The following is a 16,291-nucleotide window of genomic DNA, read 5'->3' as shown; positions in this document are numbered from 1 at the left end:
CCGGCCAGGACGAGCGACAACAGGGCGGCGAGCGGAGTACGACGCATGAGGCCTCCATCGACGAGGAAGATCACTCGTCATCTTTAATCGCCTGATATCGATCTGTAAAGGTCTCTTAACAGAAAGGGTGTCGTTGACCGCGCGGGACGGAATGGCGGATATTCAGCAGGCTGAGCGATGGGCGTTCATCGATGATCAGGGGGCAGCGTGGGCCGGTACCGCTTACACGTCAACGGGCGACGGCAGACGGTCGAGGTGCCCGGGGACACCCCGCTGCTGTGGGCGCTGCGCGAGGAACTGGGCCTGACCGGGCCGCGGTACGGCTGCGGCGTCGGCGCGTGCGGGGCCTGCACCTCGCTGGTCGGCGGGCAGGCGGAACGGCCCTGCGTACGGACCGTCGCCGACTCCACCGGCGAACGGATCACCACGATCGAAGGGCTTTCCGCGGACGGCGACCATCCGGTGCAGCGGGCCTGGCTGGAACTCGACGTGGCGCAGTGCGGCTACTGCCAGCCGGGCCAAATCATGACCGTGGTGGCGCTGCTGGCCGCCAACCCCGACCCCACCGATGCCGAGATCGACGCGGCGCTGCACGACAACGTGTGCCGCTGCGGCACGTATCCGCGGATCCGGGCGGCCGTCCGCCGCGCCGCGGAGCTGGCCCGATGATCACCCGGCGGAGCCTGCTGGGCGCCGCGCTGGTGGTGGCGGTCCCCCTCCGTACCAGAAAAGATCTGATCAATGTCTTCGTCCGCGTCGATCATCGGGGACGGATCACGGTCACGGTTCCGCGTCCGGACACCGGCCAGGGGGTACGCACGATGGCCGCCGTCCTGGTCGCCGAGGAGCTCGCGGTCGGCGTCGGCGACCTGCGGCTCGAACAGGCGCCCGGCGACACCGCGACCTACGGCTCGCAGGCCGTCGCCAACTCCACGTCCAGCCGGATGATGGCCGAACCGCTGCGCACCGCCGCCGCCACCGCCCGCTGCCTGCTGATCGCCGCCGCGGCCGCCCGCTGGAACGTCCCCGCCGCCGAGTGCACGGCCCGCGACGGCCGGATCCGGCATCCCGCGCACCGGCCGCTCCCCTACCGTGACCTGGTCGACGACGCCGCCGCGATCGACCCGGCCACCGTCCCGGTCACCCTCACCCCGCCCGAGCAGTGGCGGCTGATCGGCCGCACCCGGGCCGGACGCGCCGACGCCCGCGACATCGTCACCGGCAAAGCCCGCTACGGCGCCGAACACGCACCGCCGGGCAGCCTGATCGCCGTGGTCGCCCGCCCGCCGTGGATCGGCGCGAAGGTCGCCACCGTCGACGACACCGCGGCGCTGGCCGTGCCGGGCGTGACCGCCGTGGTGACGCTGACCGCCGGGCAGGGCGGGGTCGCGGTGATCGCCGGCAACACCGACACCGCTCTGCGCGGACGGGCCGCCCTATCCGTGACCTGGACCGGCGGCACCCCGGCGGCGGACAGCCGGGTCTGGCTCGACGAACTGGAGGCCGCGCTGCCCGCGGTCCCCGGCACCCCGGACGTGCAGCGGGTGTACCGGTTGCCGCTGCTCGCGCACGCCCCGATGGAACCGATGAACGCGACCGCACACGTCACCGGCACCGCGATCACGGTGTGGGCGCCGGTGCAGGACCCGGGCGGGCTGCGCAACCAGCTCGGTCCGCTGGCCGTGGTGCATCCGACGCTGGCCGGCGGCGGGTTCGGGCGGCGCATCGAGACCGACGCGGTGATGGAGGCGGTGGCCTGCTCCCGGGCGGTCGGGCAGCCGGTGAGCGTGCGCTGGACCCGGGCGGACGACACCCGGCACGACTCGTACCGGCCGATGTCGGTGCACCGGCTGACCGCGACCCTGGACGCCGACGGGATGCCGGCCGGCCGCGCCCATCAGGTGGTGACCTGGCCGTTGACGGTCAGCCCGCCGTTCGCCAGCCCGGTCGTGGTGCGCGCCAGCGGCGATCACTTCCCGTATGCGGTGCCCGGCAGTGTGACCGTCACGCTGCGGCCGGCGCCGCTGCGGACCGGGTTCTGGCGGGGCGTCTACGCCGGGCAGTTCGGCTACGCCGAGGAGTGCTTCCTCAGCGAGATCGCCGAACGCGGCGGCCACGACCAGGTCGGGTTCCGGCGGCGGCTGCTGCCCGCGGACTCCCGGCTGCGGCGGGTGCTGGACGCGGCGGCCGCGGCGGCGCCGTGCGGCGGGCGGACCGGGGTGGCCTGCCATCTCGACTACGGCTCGGCGATCGCCGTCATCGTGAGCGCCGATCCGGAAGCCCGCCGGGTACGGCACGTGACCGCCGCCGTCGACGTCGGCGTCCCGGTCCACCCCTCGGGTGTGAAAGCCCAGGTCGAAGGGGCGATCCTGGACGCGCTGTCGACGGTTCTCGGCGCGCAGATCACGGTCCGCGACGGGGCGGTGGTGCAGTCGTCGTTCCGGGACTACCCGTGGGCCCGGATCACCGACTGCCCGCAGATCGACGTGATCGTGGTGCCGTCCGAGGCCCCGATCGGCGGGCTCGGCGAACTCGCCTATCCCCCGGCGGCCGCGGCCATCGCCTCCGCGCTCGCGGGCGGCGCACCGGTCACCGGGATGCCCTACGGAGTGCCTGTAGGTTGACCGGCGTGCAGGATGACGTCGAAACCTGGCCGACCGGGCGGCTGCTGTCGGTGGCCGCCCGGATGGTCGAGGGCCGGTTCGACCGGTTCCTGGCCGGGCTCGGGCTCACCCACGCCGGGCTGATCGCCCTGCACCACCTGGCCGGCGGGCCGCTGTCCCAGCGCGAGCTCGCCCAGCTGTGCCGGGTCACCGACCAGACGATCAGCCGGACCATCGAGCGCCTGGTCCGCACCGGCCATGCCGGCCGTGCCGCCGACGACCGGGACCGGCGCCGCACCGTCGTCACCATCACCGAGGCCGGCACGCGGGCGCTGGCCACCGCCCGCCACGAGGAACAGCAGTCCGAGCAGCTGCTCGGCGCGGTCGAGGACTACCACCACTTCCGCCGCCAGCTGATCACGCTGATCTCCCGGACGTCCTGACCCTCCCCCGGGCGTCCCGCCCTTTCACTCGGGCGTCCCGGCCTCTCTCCCGGGCGTCCCGGCCTCTCTCCCGGGCGTCCGGACCTCGATCGTCTCCGGGCCCAGAGCGGTCAGGAAGGCGATCGGGTCGAACCGGGCGCCGAGGGTCGCCACCCCCGCCTTCGCGCCCTCGCCGGCGAGGATCCGGACCGCGGCCTCGACGACCAGCGGCGCGGTGACCGCGTAGATGTCCCGGCCGCTCGCCGTCACCCGCCGCTCCTGTCGACCGGACCGGGCCACCACCTCGACCAGGAACGTCTGCGTGGACCGGCCCGACGCGTCGGCGGCGACCGGCTCCGGGGCGTCCGGATCGCGCAGGTCGGCGACGGCGTTCGCGGTCATGAACGAGTGGATCACCGGGGTGCCGATGTGCGAGGGGATGGTGGCGCTGTCCGCGGTGACGAACTCACCGACCACCGCGCGGCGACCGACCGGGGCCGGGAAAACCCACTCGGCGCGGGGCGCCTCGCCGTCGCGGACACGCAGGCGGTGGTCGACGAAGGCGATCCGGTTGCCGTCGCGGCGGGACATCGAGACCTTGCCGGTACGGCGGGTGCCTCCGGTCGGATGCCAGCTGCTCAGCGCGTACGCGATGGTCAGCTCCTCGACCACGGTGAACGGTGACGTGGCCGCGGTGGCCAGCAGATCGCCGAGGCCGCCGTAGAAGGCCGCCGCCGGAACGATCGGGATGCCCGCGTCGCCGAAGGCGGCGAAGGTGTCGCCGACCACCTCGACCTCGGCCGTCACGTCCAGGTAGGGGATGCCGGCCCGGATCGCCGCCTCGATCGCCGGCCCGGCCGTGGCATTGAACGGCCCGGCGCAGTTGATCACCGCGTCCGCGCCGCGGAAGGCCTGGTCCAGGTCGGTGCCGCGGCCGGCCGGGATCGGGGTCAGCCCGCGCCGTTCCAGCTCGGCGACGATGAAACGGCCGGTGTGCCCGGCGGCCCCGAGGACCGCGATGCGCTTGTTCATGCCGTCAATGCTCGCGATCCGGACCGCGCCGGGACAGTGTCCGCAACGACATCTGCCGTACAGTTTCGGACATGCACCGCGTCGCCCTGCCGGTCACCGACGGCACCCCGCTCTACGAGCTGGCCGCCGCGTGCGAGGTGTTCGGCGCCGACCGGGAGCTCGCCGGCACCTGGTATGAGCTGGTCATCTGCGGTGAGGACGGCGCGTCCGTCGGCGGCTGGCTGACCGCCGGGGTCCGGCACGGCCTGGAGGCGCTGGCCACCGCCGACACGGTGCTGATCACGTCCTGCCGCGACCCCCTCGACCCGCCCGCGCCGGCCCTGGTCGAGGCGGTCCGCGCCGCCCACGCCCGGGGCGCCCGGGTCGCGTCGCTGTGCACGGGCGCGTTCACGCTGGCCGAGGCCGGCCTGCTGGACGGGCGGCGGGCGACCACCCACTGGGCGCACACCGACCTGTTGCAGTCCCGCTATCCGTCGGTGACCGTCGACCCGGGTGTGCTCTACATCGACGACGGCGACGTGCTCACCTCAGCCGGCAAGGCCGCCGGCATGGACCTGTGCCTGCACCTGGTGCGCCTGGATCACGGCACCGCGGTCGCGAACGCGCTGGCCCGGACGCTTGTCGTGCCGCCGCACCGGCCCGGCGGGCAGGCCCAGTTCATCCCGGCCGCGGTCGGGCACGGGCGCACCCACGTGCTCACCGGCGTGATGGCGTGGGCGACGGCCCGGCTCGGCGAGCCGCTCTCGGTCCGTGACCTGGCCCGGGAGGCGGGCATGAGCTCACGCAACCTGGCCCGGCACTTCCACGCGGTGACCGGCGGCAGCCCGCTGCGCTGGCTGCACGACCAACGGGTCCGCCGGGCCCAGGAGCTGCTGGAACTGTCCGACCTCAGCATCGAGCAGATCGCCACCAGGACCGGCATGGGTACGGCCACCACGCTGCGCCGGCACTTCAGCCAGCAGCTGGGCGTGCCACCGGAGACGTATCGGCGCACGTTCCGCGCCTCCTCTTCGGATCGTTGACGTTCACGCAACGTTCAACCTGTGAATTCGTTCAGCTTCGGCGCCGCGTGACGAACCGGGCGCTCGATCGTTTGTGCAGGTGAGGTGTCCTTGGGCCGGACCCGGGCGGAGGCCCGGCCCAGCCCTCTCCAAGCCTTTTCACAGGCTGGAGGCCGTGACCGAGACGTGACACTCTCGTAACGGTGTCAATGTTCTTGTAAAGTGCCCCCAACGCACGACGGCGTGCGCGACGTCGGCGTGCCGTTCCGCCTGGCGACGAATTGGACTTTGACGATGCTCAATCGCACCGTGATGTTCGCGAAACAGCACAGCCCCGACTCCGTGCGGGTGTTCGCGCGACGGGCCCTGCTCGAGGCGCACAACGCGAAACTGCGGATCACCGTGCCGGTCGAGGACCGCAGCCCATTCGTCAACGTCTACCACTGCGCGGTCCGCAAGACCGCCAGCCAGTGGGTGAAATCGGTGTTCAGCGACCCGATCGTCTACCGTCGTTCCGGGCTGGTCACCTACGACCCCCGTTACTACGGCTGGAAGGACCCGCGGGTCTGCCCGCCGCAGCGGATCGGGCTGTCGCTGTACTTCCCGTACAAGCGTTACCAGAAGATGGCGAAACCCGAGTCGCACCGCACCTTCTTCATCTACCGCGACCCGCGTGACCTGCTGGTCTCCAGCTACTTCTCGACTCGTGACTCGCACACGCCGATGGGTGACGTGCTGGCGGTCCGGGCCGCCCTGCGGGAGCGGTCACAGAAGGACGGAATGCTCTACCTCATCGAGAATCTGACCCGGAAAGGAATGTTCAACGCGGTCCGGTCGTGGGTCGAGGCCCCGCCGTCGGAAACCATCCGGCTGATCCGCTACGAAGACCTCACCGGCGCGGACCAGCTCGGCGAGATGGACGCGCTGATGCGCCATTGCGGAATCAACCTGCCGCCCGAGGAACTGACCGCCCTTCTGGAGAAGTACAGCTTCTCGCGGATGAACGAGCGCAAGAAGGCCGGCGGGATCTCGCACTACCGCAAGGGGAAGTCCGGCGACTGGCGCAACCATTTCGACGACGACATCGAACAGGCCTTCCGCAACGCGACCGGGAATCTTCTGGACATTCTCGGCTATTCGGCGACGGACGTGACGGAGAGCCGGCCGGTGGAGCCGCTCACCGGGCCGGGCCCGTCCCGGCGCTGATCGGCGTGAATCTCATCCGTGGATGAGTAGGCCGCCCCACCCCGGAACGACTAGCGTGAACGCTCGGTGAACCAAGCGCACACGCTGCGTATCCGGAAGGTTTGCGGGAGCTGAGCCGCCGGAGGTTCCGGGAGCGGAGGGAGCTCGACATGGCCAAGAAGTCGAAGAAATCCAAGAAGGACAAGAAGTCCAAGAAGGACAAGAAGAAGTGACCGAGCAGGGCCGCCGGCGGACTCCGGCGGCCCTGCTCGGCTCCACCGTCCGCCGGGCCGCAAAATGTCGGACCGCACGCCTACGATACGGGGCATGACGGCGACGATCGATTACACGGCGGGCGGCCCCTTGACCGATCTCTCCTCGGTGCGGCGCGGCGCTCTCGCCGATCTCCCGGAGGACCCGATCGCCATCGCCGGGCTCGTGCACCGGCTGGTCATCCAGCCCGATGACGCCGGTCGCCTCGGGCTGCCACCGGGCCGCTTCGACGAGAATCAGATCCGCCCCGCCGCCCGCCTGGTCACCACCCTGCTCGGCCTCGACCCGTCGCCGCTGACCGTGCCCCGGCCACCGGAGCGCCGCGTGGTCGGCACCTGCCGCCACTTCGCCGTCCTGGCCTGCGCCCTGCTGCGCCACCAGGGCATCGCGGCCCGCGCCCGCTGCGGCTTCGCCACCTACTTCCAGCCCGGCCTCGGCCTCGACCACTGGGTGATCGAGTTCTCCACCGACGGCGAGCCCTGGGTCCGAGCCGACCCGGAGGCGATGGGCCTGACCGTGCTGGCCACCCCGGAGGCGCTGGCCCCGGGCCAGTTCCTGACCGGCGGCGAGGCCTGGGCGGAGTTCCGGGCCGACCGCATCGACGCCGCGAAGTTCGGAGTGTGGGGCACCGAGAATTTCGGTCCGGGCGAGATCCGCGGCAACGCCATCCGCGATCTGGCCTCGCTGAACCGTGTCGAGACCCTCCCCTGGGACGAGTGGGGCCGGATGGACGACTCCTACCAGGGCCACACCGGCGCCGACTACGACACCCTCCTCGACACCGTCGCCGCGACCTGCGCCGCCGACGACCCGGCCGAGGTCGCCGCCCTCTACCGGACCGAAGACCTCGAGGTGCCGCCCGCCCTGATCGCCTGACCACACCGCCGCGCATGACCGGCCCGGCGCTCTGATCAGGCCCGGCCGGAAGCGGAGTCGCCGTCTGCCCGACACCGGGTCGCCGCCCGGTGAGGACTTCGCGAGGATGGCGTGAGGACACGCCCCGACAGAGTCATGACAGCAACGCGGCGCCGATCGGCGCCGCACCGTCATGACGACACGGAGGCGGCGGCCAGTGAGACTGTCATCGACCACGCCGGGCGAGCAGGTGGTGATCATCGGTTGCGGGATGACCGGTGTGAGCGCCTACCTCCAGCTGGTCCGGCACGGCGTGGTCCGTGGTGTCACGCTGATCGACCCGCACGAGCCGGGCTTCGGGCCGGCCTTCGGTTCGGCACACGTGCACGCCCTGTGCAACACGCCCGCCGGTGACACCTCGCTGCTGCCGGACCGGCCCGACGACCTCTGCGACTATCTGCGCGGCCGGGGCTGGCCGCACGACCGGGCCGCGTTCGTGCCGCGTTTCCAGGCGGCCCAGTATGCGCGGACCCGTTTCCTGGAGCACCGCCGCACAGCCCAGGCCCGCGGCATCACCACCCGGCACGTCCGGGACCGGGCGCTGCGGGTCACGGTCGGCCCGGGCGGCGGCTACCTGGTCCATCTCGCCTCCGGTGACGTGCTGCCGGCCTCCGAGGTGCTGGTCTGCGTAGGCCTGGGCGAGCCGATCGTGCCGATGCTGATGACCCCGTACGTGGGGCATCCGGCGTTCGTGCCCACCCCGTACCCGGCGGCGGCGATGCTGCGTCAGGCGCAACCGGGCGGTGACGTGCTGGTGCTGGGCAGCCGGCTGTCGGCGATCGAGACGGCGCTGCTGCTGATCGACTCGGGCCGGCGGGTGGTGATCAGCTCCCCCTCGGGCGAGTTGCCGGCGGTACGGACCCGGCTGGCCCGCACCGAGCCGGCGGCCTGGCTGGCCGCGCAGCTGGGCCGGCTCGCCGGGGACCTCCCGGACCCGGCGATGGACCGTGCGGCGGCGCGCCTGCTGGTGCGGGCGATTCGAAGGGTCCGGCCGCTGGCCCTGCGCCACCAGATCGTCCAGGCCGGTGATCCACACGAACGGCTGCGCCGGGAGACGGCCCTGGCCGAGACCGACGACACGCCGTGGCAGGACGTGGTGGCCGGTGTCATCGACGGCCTGAACGAGTGGCTGCCGCAGGCCGGCCCGGCCCGGGCGGCGGCGTTCATGAAACGGCACCGGTCGCTGATCAGCCGGTACGTGTCGGCGATCCCGCTGGGCAGCGCCCGTCGCCTGCTGGACGCGATCGACGCGGGCCGCCTGACGGTCCGCACCTACCCGGCCGGCGTCGAACCGACCGCGGACGGCGGCTGGACCGCGACCTGGGACGACACGTCCCGCCGGTTCGACACGGTGGTGGCGGCGGCCGGCAACCACAAACGGACGGTGCACGTCGACGGCGACGCCCTGCACCTGGACGGGACACCGGCCACCGGACCGCTGCGGCCCGCGGCGGACCTGCGGGTGGTGATCCGCCCACCGGCACGCGAACGCATCTGGCTGGTCGGCCCGTCGACGCACGGCCGCAGCCCGATCACGAACTATCTGCACGCCGCCGCCGGCCAGGCCGGCACGGTTTTCGTCAACTTCCTCGACCAGGTCGGAGTTTCGGTGTGATCGCCCTCGTCAATCCGGTTTCCAGCGGCGCCGAGTTGGCCCGCGCCTTCCACGAGCGGGGCGCCGCGTGCGTCCACGTGTACGGGCCCGGCGTCCCGGTCGGCCCGGCCCCGGCCGGTGTCCGGGTGGTCGCCTACACCGACGTCACCGCGGCCGCACGGCAGCTGCGAGCGCTGGGGGTGTCGGTCGTGGTCGCGGCCAGCGAGTTCGGGGTTCGACCGGCCGACGAGCTGGCCCGCCTGCTGGAACTGCCCGGCAACGACTACGCGCTGTCGGCGGCGCGCCGGGACAAGTCGCTGATGATGGACCGGTTGCGGCAGCAGGGGGTGCGAGCCACCCGGACCGCGATCGTACGAACCACGGCGGAGCTCGACCGGGCGCTGGCCGACTTCCCGTTCCCGCTGGTGATCAAGCCCCGGGACAGCGCCGGCAGTGACGGCTGCCGGGTGTGCGCCGGCCCGGAGCAGGCGCGGGCGGCGTTCGCGCAGGTCATCGACGAACGCAACCTGATGGGGCGCACCAACGACGCGGTCCTGGTCCAGGAGTACCTGGACGGCCCGCAGTTCATCGTCAACACCGTCAGCGTCGGCGGCCGGCACACCCTCGGCGAGCTGTATGCGGCACGCATCGACCGGCAGGCCGGCGGCGCGCCGGTGTTCCGGCACATGATCTCGGCGCGGACGCTGGACGGCCCGGACAAGGAGCTGGTCGGCTACGTCTTCGACTGTCTCGACGCGCTGGGGGTGTCCGAGGGGGCCGCGCACACCGAGGTACGCCGTACCCCGGACGGCCCGTGCCTGGTCGAGGTGAACGCGCGGGTGATGGGCCCGTGCCTGGCGCCGGACGCCTACTTCGCCGCGTTCGGCTACTCCCACCAGCACCTGGTGGTGGAGAGCATGCTGGATCCGGCGGCGTTCGCGCTGCGTGACGCCGCCGGGTACGGCCCGGACCGGCATGTGGCGAAGGTGTTCCTGCGGGCGCATCGCGACGGGGTGATCCGGGCGGCGCCGGGGCTGGACCTGCTGCGACGGCTGCCGGGGTTCCACAGTGTGGCGCGGCTGGCCGGGATCGGCGGCCCGGTCCCGGACCGGCTGCTGACCACCGGCGCGTCCGGCATCGCGTTCTTCGTGCACGAGGATCCGGCGACCATCGAGAACGCGTTGCGGGTCCTGCACGAGCTGGAGGACGCCGGGCAGTTCTACCAGCTGGAACCGGTGGACCGGTGAACGCGCCCCTGGCCCTCATCGGCGTGGCGGTGCTGATGCAGGCGGGCACCAGCGGCTTCCTGTCCGGCCGGCTGGACGGCGCGCAGAGCCTGCTCTTCTCGACCACCGCGTTCGCCCTGGCCACGGTGGTGTTCACGGTGGTCGACCGGGTCCGCCGGGGCCCCGGCCGGGCGGTGTTGCGGGCGCACGGCCGGCTGATGGTGGCGGCGAACGTGCTGACCGCTGTCACGTTCATCGGTTTCTATCTGAGCCTGGTGTACGTGCCGGCCGCCCTCGCCGTGTCGATCGAGACGGCGATCGGGCCGCTGGTGATCGCCATCGCGGCCGGGCGGGCGGCCCGGGTCGGTGACCATCTGGTCGGCTGGGTGCTGCTCGGCTGCTCCGGCGCCCTGGCGTTGCGACTGTCCGGTGACGCCGCCGGCGCCGTGCCGATGGGCCGGCTGGCCACCGGTGTCGGCCTGGCTCTGCTGGCCGGACTGGGCGCGGCCGGGCTGGCGTTGCTGTCGAAGCGGCTGGGCCGGCTGGCGGTGCCGCCGGTGACGGTGACGGCCAACCGGTTCCATCTGACCTATCTGGCGGCGCTGGTGCTGCTCGCCCTGGACCCGCCGGCGGTCGCCGACGTCCGGACCCGGTTGCCGCTGCTGGTGCTGGTCGGCCTGATCGCCGTGGTGGTCCCGCTGTACCTGCTGCAGGTCGGCCTGCAACGGGCCGACTCGCTGGGCGCGATGACCCTGATCACGACGATGCCCGGCCTGACCTATCTGGCGCAGGTGGCGTTCGGGGTGCCGTTCGACCCGTGGGCGCTGGCGCTGACCGTGGTGATCACCGTGATCGCCGTCGGGTACGCCCGGAGGCCGCGCCGAGCCGATCCGCAGCCGGCCGCGGTCGTGCCGGTGTCGCAGGGGCCGGGCCGATGACCGCGGCACACACCCTCGGGTCGCTGCTGCGGCAGGCCCGGGCGCAGGGGTACGCGGTCCCGGCGTTCAACGTGGTGGACGAGGCGACGATGGCGGCGGTGCTGGACACGGCGGCCGAGGCCGGTTCCCCGGTGATCGTGCAGACCTCCGCCCGTACCGCCGCGTTCTGGGGCGCGGTGCCGCTGCGAGCCGCCTTCGAGGCCCGCCGGGCCGTGTCGGGGGTGGCCGCGGTGCTGCATCTGGATCACTGCACCGATGCCGGCCAGGTCCTCGACTGTGTGCGGGCGGGCTGGGAGTCGGCGCTGTTCGACGTGTCGGACCGGCCGTTCCCCGAGGCGGTGACGGCCACCCGGCGGGTGGTCGCGGAGGCCGCCGGCCATGGCGCGGAGATCGAGGGCGAGTTCGAGCGGATCGCGCGGATCGGCGAGGCCACACCGGCCGCCGCGGCGGCGTCGTACGACCGGAGCCGGCAGTTCGTGGCCGAGACCGGTGTGCTGTGCCTGAGCCCGGACCTCGGCACCCGGCACGGCTGCTACGACGCGGATCCGCCGATCCGGCTGGATCTGGCCCGGCGGCTGGCCGCGACGGTGCCGGTGGTGCTGCACGGCGGCAGCGGGCTGTCCGCGGCGGCGCTGGCGGCGACGGTGGCCGCCGGCATATCGAAGATCAATTTCTCGTCGGCGGTGAAGGCCGAGTACCTGGCGACCGTCCGCGACCTCGCCGGGTCGGCCGGCGAGCCACTGGACCTGCCGCGGGCGCTGCGGGCCCGGGTCGGCGCGGTCTGTGCCACCTACATCCGCCGGTCGGGCAGCCAGGGGAGGCAGGCATGACCCGTGCGCTGATCTTCGACTGTGACGGCGTGGTGGTCGACCTGGAGCTCGGCCGGCACCGGCGGGCGTTCAACCAGATGTGGCGCGAGCAGGGCGTCGGCTGGCAGTGGACCGATCAGCAGTACGCCCGCGCGCTGGCCGTCTCCGGTGGCCGGGAGCGGCTGGCCGCGCTGCGCGACGATCCCGCGTTCCGGGCCGTGTACGACGTGCCCGCCGACCCACGGGCGTGGGCCGCCACGGTGGCCCGATGGCACGCCCGTAAGACCGAGATCTACGCCGGCCTGGTGCGCACCGGGGTGACGGCGCGCTCCGGGGTGCGGCGGCTGGCCACCGCGGCGCTGGCCGCCGGCTGGCGGGTCGGGGTCGCGTCAGCCGGCGCCCGTGCGTCGGTGCTGACCGTGCTGCGATGTGCCGTCGGCCCGGACCTGACCGCCGCGATGTCGGTGACCACCGGCGAGGACGTCACCGCCAAGAAGCCGTCGCCGCAGGTGTACGACCTCGCCGCACGCCGGATGGGCGCGAACCCGGCGGACTGCGTCGTGGTCGAGGACACCCGCAACGGCATGCGTGCCGCCGCGGCCGCCGGGATGACGTGTGTCATCACCCCGACCCGGTTGACGTTCCACGACGACTTCGACGAGGCGGCCCTGGTGGTGACCGGACTGGGTGATCCCGGCCGCCCGCCGGAGCTGGTGATCGGCGGCCGTTGCTGGTCACCCGCCCGGCCGTACCTGAGCCTCGGTGATCTCGCGGCGCTGACCGGCGCCCGGCGGCCGCTGACCGCGGGCCGGCCGCGGTGAGAGGGGACCGGCGATGATCCGCGATTCGGTCGTCGACTGTGTCGGCGGCACTCCCCTGGTGCGGCTCGCCCGGCTGTTCCCGGAACCCGGCGTCGAGGTGATCGCCAAGCTGGAGGCCCTCAACCCGAGCGGCGACGGCACCGACCGGGCCGCCCGGCACATCATCGAGCAGGGCCTGCGTGACGGGCTGTTCACCGCCGACACCCGCCTGGTGGAGAGCGTCGGCGGGGACGCGGGCGTCGGCATCGCCATGGTGGCCCGGATCTGCGGTCTGCGGCTGACAGCCGTGGTCGACTCGACCGTGGCGGCAGCCGACGTGGCGGTGATGCGGCTGCTCGGCGCCACCGTGGACACGGTCGCGGGTGACGACGACCCGGCCGGGAACGCGCGCCGCCGGCTCGACCGGGTCCAGGAGATCCTGCGCGCCGATCCGCACAGCCGGTGGATCGATCAGACCGCGAACGCGCTCAACGTGGACGCCCACTTCCGTACCACCGCCCGGGAGATCGCCGACGCGGTCGGCGACCGGCTCGACGTGCTGGTCGCGGCGGTACGCACCGGGGGCACCCTGACCGGCGCGGCCCGCCGGCTGCGCGCCGAGTTCCCGGCGCTGTCGGTGGTGGCGGTGGACATGGTCGGCTCGACGGTGTTCGGCGGGCCGCCGGGAGCCAACCGGTGGCGTCCGGCCGGCGGCGGTCCCCGGCCTCAGCTGCTGGAACCGGCCGGGATCGACCGGGTCGTGCACGTCACCGAGGCGCAGACGGTCGCCGCCTGCCGCCGCCTGCTGCAGACCGAGGCGATCCTGGCCGGCCCGGCGTCCGGCGCCGTGGTCGCCGCCCTGGACCGGATCCTTCCGCTGCTCACCCGCCCGGTGCGGGTGGCCGCCGTGCTGCCCGACCGCGGCGACCGGCACCTGCACGACATCTTCGCGCCCGCCGGGCCGGAGACCCCCCGACCCGGAAGGCAAAGCCCGTGACCGACCAGAACCCGGCACACCAGCCCCTGATCATGGTGATCGGCAACGGCGACCTGTCGGCCCGGCTGCTGTCCATGCTGCTGGCCGGCGCACACACCGCCCGGGTGGTGCTCGCCGGCCGGGACGCCACCGCCCTGCGGCTGCGCGCCAACCTGGCCCGGTTCGCCGCCGCCAACCTGGGAGTGAACGCCCACGCCGGCACCGCCGAGCTGGATCTGCGCGACGTGTCCCGGACCGCCGCGACGCTGGCCGAGGTCCGGCCGGACATCATCTTCATGGGCGCGTCCCTCCAGTCCTGGCGGGTGATCACCGAGCTGCCGCCGAGCGTGTTCGCCGAGCTCGACGAGGCGCAGCTGGGCCCCTGGCTGCCCATGCACCTGACACTGAACCACCTGCTGATGCAGGCGGTCCGGGAGTCCGGGATCACCACGACGACGGTGAACGCGGCCTTCCCGGACGCGGTCGGCCCGGTGCTGAAAGCCGTCGGCCTGGCGCCCGACCTGGGCATCGGCAACGTCGCCAACATCGTCCCGGCGCTGACCTTCGCGGCCGCCGCCCGGACCGGGCTGCCGGTGAGCGGCCTGCGGGTCCGGCTGGTGGCGCAGCACTACTTCAGCCACTACGTGCCCCGGTTCGGCACCGGCCGGCCGGACACGTACCGGCTGGCGGTGACGACCGCCGACGGCGACCGGCCGGTGAACGTCGACGCCGACGAGCTGTTCGCGATGCTCACCGGCCCACTGAAACGGCTCGGCGGCGTGGCGGGCCAGCTGCTGACCGCCTCGTCGGCGATGAGCGTGCTCGCGGCCGTCGCCGGTGACACCGGCCGGCTGGTGCACGCCCCCGCGCCCGGCGGTCTGCCCGGCGGCTATCCGGTCCGGGCCGGGCGTTCCGGCGCCGCACTGGATCTCCCGGCCGGGATGACCACGGCCCAGGCGATCGCCGTCAACGAGGCGGGACTGCGCGCCGACGGCATCGAACACATCGACGCCACCACCGGAACGGTCACCTTCACCGAGCCGGAGATGGCGGTCATGCGGCGGATGCTCGGCTACCACTGCCGCACGATGAAACTGTCCGAGGCCGCCGACCACGCCACCGAACTGGGCGCCCGCTACCGCGAATTCGCGAGCCGCCATGCCTGACCGCGGCGGCGCCCCGCGGCGATCGCGTGCCCCTCCGGGCGTACCCCTCCCCCTCGGTTCTTCTGACGGACATCAAACGATGAGGCGGTTTCGACGTGACGACACAGCAGCAGCAGACCCGGTTCTCCCTCACCGACGCCGAGCTGGAGCTGTTCCACGAGCAGGGCTACATCGGCCCGTTCGACCTGTACGACCCCGACGAGATGCAGGCCGACCTGCAGCGGCTGCGTCCCAAGCTGCTCGACACCAGGTCCGCCATCTACAGCGGCGGCAAGGCCGTCTCCGGTGTCACCAACCTGGCCAACTACGACCGGCACCTGGACGTCGACTTCCTGGCCGAACACATCACCCGGCCGGAGATCGTCGACCGGGTGTCCAGCATCCTCGGCCCGGACACGCTGTGCTGGCGCTCCGAGTTCTTCCCGAAGTACCCCGGCGACGAGGGCACCGACTGGCACCAGGCCGACAACTTCTCCAACGTCGCCGGTTCCAAGCACCCGCAGATCGTCTGGCCGGAGGACGCCGACTTCGGCGGCACCATCACCGTGTGGACGGCGTTCACCCCGGCCACCGAGGACATGGGCTGCCTCCAGTTCATCCCCGGCTCGCACAAGACGATGAACTACGACGAGTCGAAGACGATGACCTACGACGCCGGCTCGGTGAACCAGGTGGAGAAGGACGGCGTACGCCGCGGCTTCTTCGGCTACGACTACCGGCAGCTGCAGAAGGACCCGAACTGGAAGCCCGACGAGTCGAAGGCCGTGTCGCAGGTGATGCGACAGGGACAGTTCATCGTCTTCTGGTCGACGCTGATGCACGCGTCGCATCCGCATGCCGGCCTCACCGACCAGATGCGGCTCGGGTTCGCGGGCCGCTACCTGCCGACGTCGGTACGGGTCTACCCGTACTCGGACTCGCTGGAGGAGTTCGGCGGCGGCGCCAGCCTGGCCAGATTCGGCAACGTGCTGACCTCCGGCACCGACACCTACCAGCACAACCGGTTCGTCGACCGGACGGTCAACGGCTTCCGGTTCCCGACCCGCGACGGGCAGGCCCAGCGATGACCGGACAGGCGACCACGCCGGACGTGACGGCGATCCAGGAATGGCTGCTCGGCACGTGCCGGGATCTCGGCCTGGCGGCCACCGAACCCGGGCACGACTTCTTCGAGACCGGCGGCACGTCACTGACCGCGATCAAACTGATCGCCAAGGCCGAGGAGCGGTACGGCGACGGCGCGCTGCCGCCCGACGACCTGTTCACCCAGAGCAGCCTGCACGGCATCGCGGCGTCGATCGGCCGCAACGCGACAGTCACCGGCACATCGGGCGAACCCCGGGCGTGATCG

The 16,291-nt window shown here is 72.7% G+C and carries 16 protein-coding genes; 15 read left to right on the top strand and 1 reads right to left on the bottom strand.

The window, feature by feature from the left end; genetic code table 11:
* The first annotated feature begins 207 nt into the window (after positions 1–207).
* Genes AB0E94_RS15835 through AB0E94_RS15825 form a run of 3 tightly spaced genes read left to right on the top strand, consistent with a single transcriptional unit; the run spans position 208 to position 3,046 of the window.
* The gene (locus tag AB0E94_RS15835; protein ID WP_360326699.1) at positions 208–669 is read left to right on the top strand and encodes a (2Fe-2S)-binding protein; all 462 of its coding nucleotides are present in this window, start codon (positions 208–210) and stop codon (positions 667–669) included.
* Complete coding sequence (locus AB0E94_RS15830) at positions 666–2,624, top strand: molybdopterin cofactor-binding domain-containing protein (protein WP_360326698.1); 1,959 nt, start codon at positions 666–668, stop codon at positions 2,622–2,624. Before AB0E94_RS15835 ends, AB0E94_RS15830 begins: the two co-directional genes overlap by 4 nt.
* 5 nt (positions 2,625–2,629) lie before the next feature.
* A complete protein-coding gene (locus tag AB0E94_RS15825) occupies positions 2,630–3,046 on the top strand; it encodes a MarR family transcriptional regulator (protein ID WP_360326696.1) in 417 nt (138 codons plus the stop codon).
* A 24-nt stretch (positions 3,047–3,070) separates the two neighbouring features.
* On the opposite strand, the gene AB0E94_RS15820 is transcribed toward AB0E94_RS15825, so the two are convergent.
* Positions 3,071–4,057: a saccharopine dehydrogenase gene (locus AB0E94_RS15820; protein WP_360326695.1), complete on the bottom strand. Its 987-nt coding sequence runs from the start codon at positions 4,055–4,057 to the stop codon at positions 3,071–3,073.
* Positions 4,058–4,128: 71 nt separating this feature from the next.
* Here AB0E94_RS15820 and AB0E94_RS15815 point away from each other — a divergent pair, with 71 nt between their 5' ends.
* The 12 genes from AB0E94_RS15815 to AB0E94_RS15760 all read left to right on the top strand — a co-directional run bounded on the left by AB0E94_RS15815 (position 4,129) and on the right by AB0E94_RS15760 (position 16,288).
* Entirely contained in the window at positions 4,129–5,079 is a 951-nt protein-coding gene (locus AB0E94_RS15815; RefSeq protein ID WP_360326693.1) for a helix-turn-helix domain-containing protein, read from the top strand.
* Positions 5,080–5,352: 273 nt separating this feature from the next.
* Positions 5,353–6,264, top strand: a complete 912-nt coding sequence (locus AB0E94_RS15810; protein ID WP_360326691.1) for a sulfotransferase domain-containing protein — start codon at positions 5,353–5,355, stop codon at positions 6,262–6,264.
* A gap of 306 nt (positions 6,265–6,570) precedes the next feature.
* Entirely contained in the window at positions 6,571–7,392 is an 822-nt protein-coding gene (locus AB0E94_RS15805) for a transglutaminase-like domain-containing protein (protein ID WP_360326689.1), read from the top strand.
* Positions 7,393–7,588: 196 nt separating this feature from the next.
* Positions 7,589–9,046, top strand: coding sequence for an FAD/NAD(P)-binding protein (locus AB0E94_RS15800; protein WP_360326687.1), 1,458 nt, complete (start codon positions 7,589–7,591; stop codon positions 9,044–9,046).
* The gene (locus tag AB0E94_RS15795) at positions 9,043–10,272 is read left to right on the top strand and encodes an ATP-grasp domain-containing protein (protein WP_360326685.1); all 1,230 of its coding nucleotides are present in this window, start codon (positions 9,043–9,045) and stop codon (positions 10,270–10,272) included. The genes AB0E94_RS15800 and AB0E94_RS15795 overlap by 4 nt, the downstream gene beginning before the upstream one ends.
* Positions 10,269–11,189, top strand: a complete 921-nt coding sequence (locus tag AB0E94_RS15790; RefSeq protein WP_360326683.1) for an EamA family transporter — start codon at positions 10,269–10,271, stop codon at positions 11,187–11,189. The genes AB0E94_RS15795 and AB0E94_RS15790 overlap by 4 nt, the downstream gene beginning before the upstream one ends.
* Positions 11,186–12,019, top strand: coding sequence for a class II fructose-bisphosphate aldolase (locus AB0E94_RS15785; RefSeq protein WP_360326681.1), 834 nt, complete (start codon positions 11,186–11,188; stop codon positions 12,017–12,019). Before AB0E94_RS15790 ends, AB0E94_RS15785 begins: the two co-directional genes overlap by 4 nt.
* A complete protein-coding gene (locus AB0E94_RS15780; protein ID WP_360326680.1) occupies positions 12,016–12,819 on the top strand; it encodes an HAD-IA family hydrolase in 804 nt (267 codons plus the stop codon). Before AB0E94_RS15785 ends, AB0E94_RS15780 begins: the two co-directional genes overlap by 4 nt.
* Positions 12,820–12,832: 13 nt before the next feature.
* Complete coding sequence (locus AB0E94_RS15775; protein WP_360326678.1) at positions 12,833–13,795, top strand: pyridoxal-phosphate dependent enzyme; 963 nt, start codon at positions 12,833–12,835, stop codon at positions 13,793–13,795.
* Positions 13,792–14,940, top strand: coding sequence for a hypothetical protein (locus AB0E94_RS15770; RefSeq protein WP_360326676.1), 1,149 nt, complete (start codon positions 13,792–13,794; stop codon positions 14,938–14,940). Before AB0E94_RS15775 ends, AB0E94_RS15770 begins: the two co-directional genes overlap by 4 nt.
* A gap of 95 nt (positions 14,941–15,035) precedes the next feature.
* Complete coding sequence (locus AB0E94_RS15765) at positions 15,036–16,007, top strand: chlorinating enzyme (protein WP_360326674.1); 972 nt, start codon at positions 15,036–15,038, stop codon at positions 16,005–16,007.
* On the top strand, positions 16,004–16,288 hold the full coding sequence (locus AB0E94_RS15760; RefSeq protein WP_360326673.1) for an acyl carrier protein: 285 nt from the start codon (positions 16,004–16,006) through the stop codon (positions 16,286–16,288). The genes AB0E94_RS15765 and AB0E94_RS15760 overlap by 4 nt, the downstream gene beginning before the upstream one ends.
* Positions 16,289–16,291 lie beyond the last annotated feature (3 nt).

It is taken from the genome of Actinoplanes sp. NPDC026670 (assembly GCF_040638175.1).
GTDB lineage: Bacteria > Actinomycetota > Actinomycetes > Mycobacteriales > Micromonosporaceae > Actinoplanes.
This window is presented reverse-complemented; position numbering and strand designations above follow the sequence as displayed.

What these genes read in the sequence shown, in the direction of transcription:
- AB0E94_RS15780 (WP_360326680.1), top strand. Translation starts at nt 12,016, where the DNA reads ATGACCCGTGCGCTGATCTTCGACTGTGACGGCGTGGTGGTCGACCTG.
- AB0E94_RS15760 (WP_360326673.1), top strand. Translation starts at nt 16,004, where the DNA reads ATGACCGGACAGGCGACCACGCCGGACGTGACGGCGATCCAGGAATGG.
- AB0E94_RS15810 (WP_360326691.1), top strand. Translation starts at nt 5,353, where the DNA reads ATGCTCAATCGCACCGTGATGTTCGCGAAACAGCACAGCCCCGACTCC.
- AB0E94_RS15805 (WP_360326689.1), top strand. Translation starts at nt 6,571, where the DNA reads ATGACGGCGACGATCGATTACACGGCGGGCGGCCCCTTGACCGATCTC.
- AB0E94_RS15775 (WP_360326678.1), top strand. Translation starts at nt 12,833, where the DNA reads ATGATCCGCGATTCGGTCGTCGACTGTGTCGGCGGCACTCCCCTGGTG.
- AB0E94_RS15830 (WP_360326698.1), top strand. Translation starts at nt 666, where the DNA reads ATGATCACCCGGCGGAGCCTGCTGGGCGCCGCGCTGGTGGTGGCGGTC.
- AB0E94_RS15820 (WP_360326695.1), bottom strand. Translation starts at nt 4,057, where the DNA reads ATGAACAAGCGCATCGCGGTCCTCGGGGCCGCCGGGCACACCGGCCGT.
- AB0E94_RS15785 (WP_360326681.1), top strand. Translation starts at nt 11,186, where the DNA reads ATGACCGCGGCACACACCCTCGGGTCGCTGCTGCGGCAGGCCCGGGCG.
- AB0E94_RS15815 (WP_360326693.1), top strand. Translation starts at nt 4,129, where the DNA reads ATGCACCGCGTCGCCCTGCCGGTCACCGACGGCACCCCGCTCTACGAG.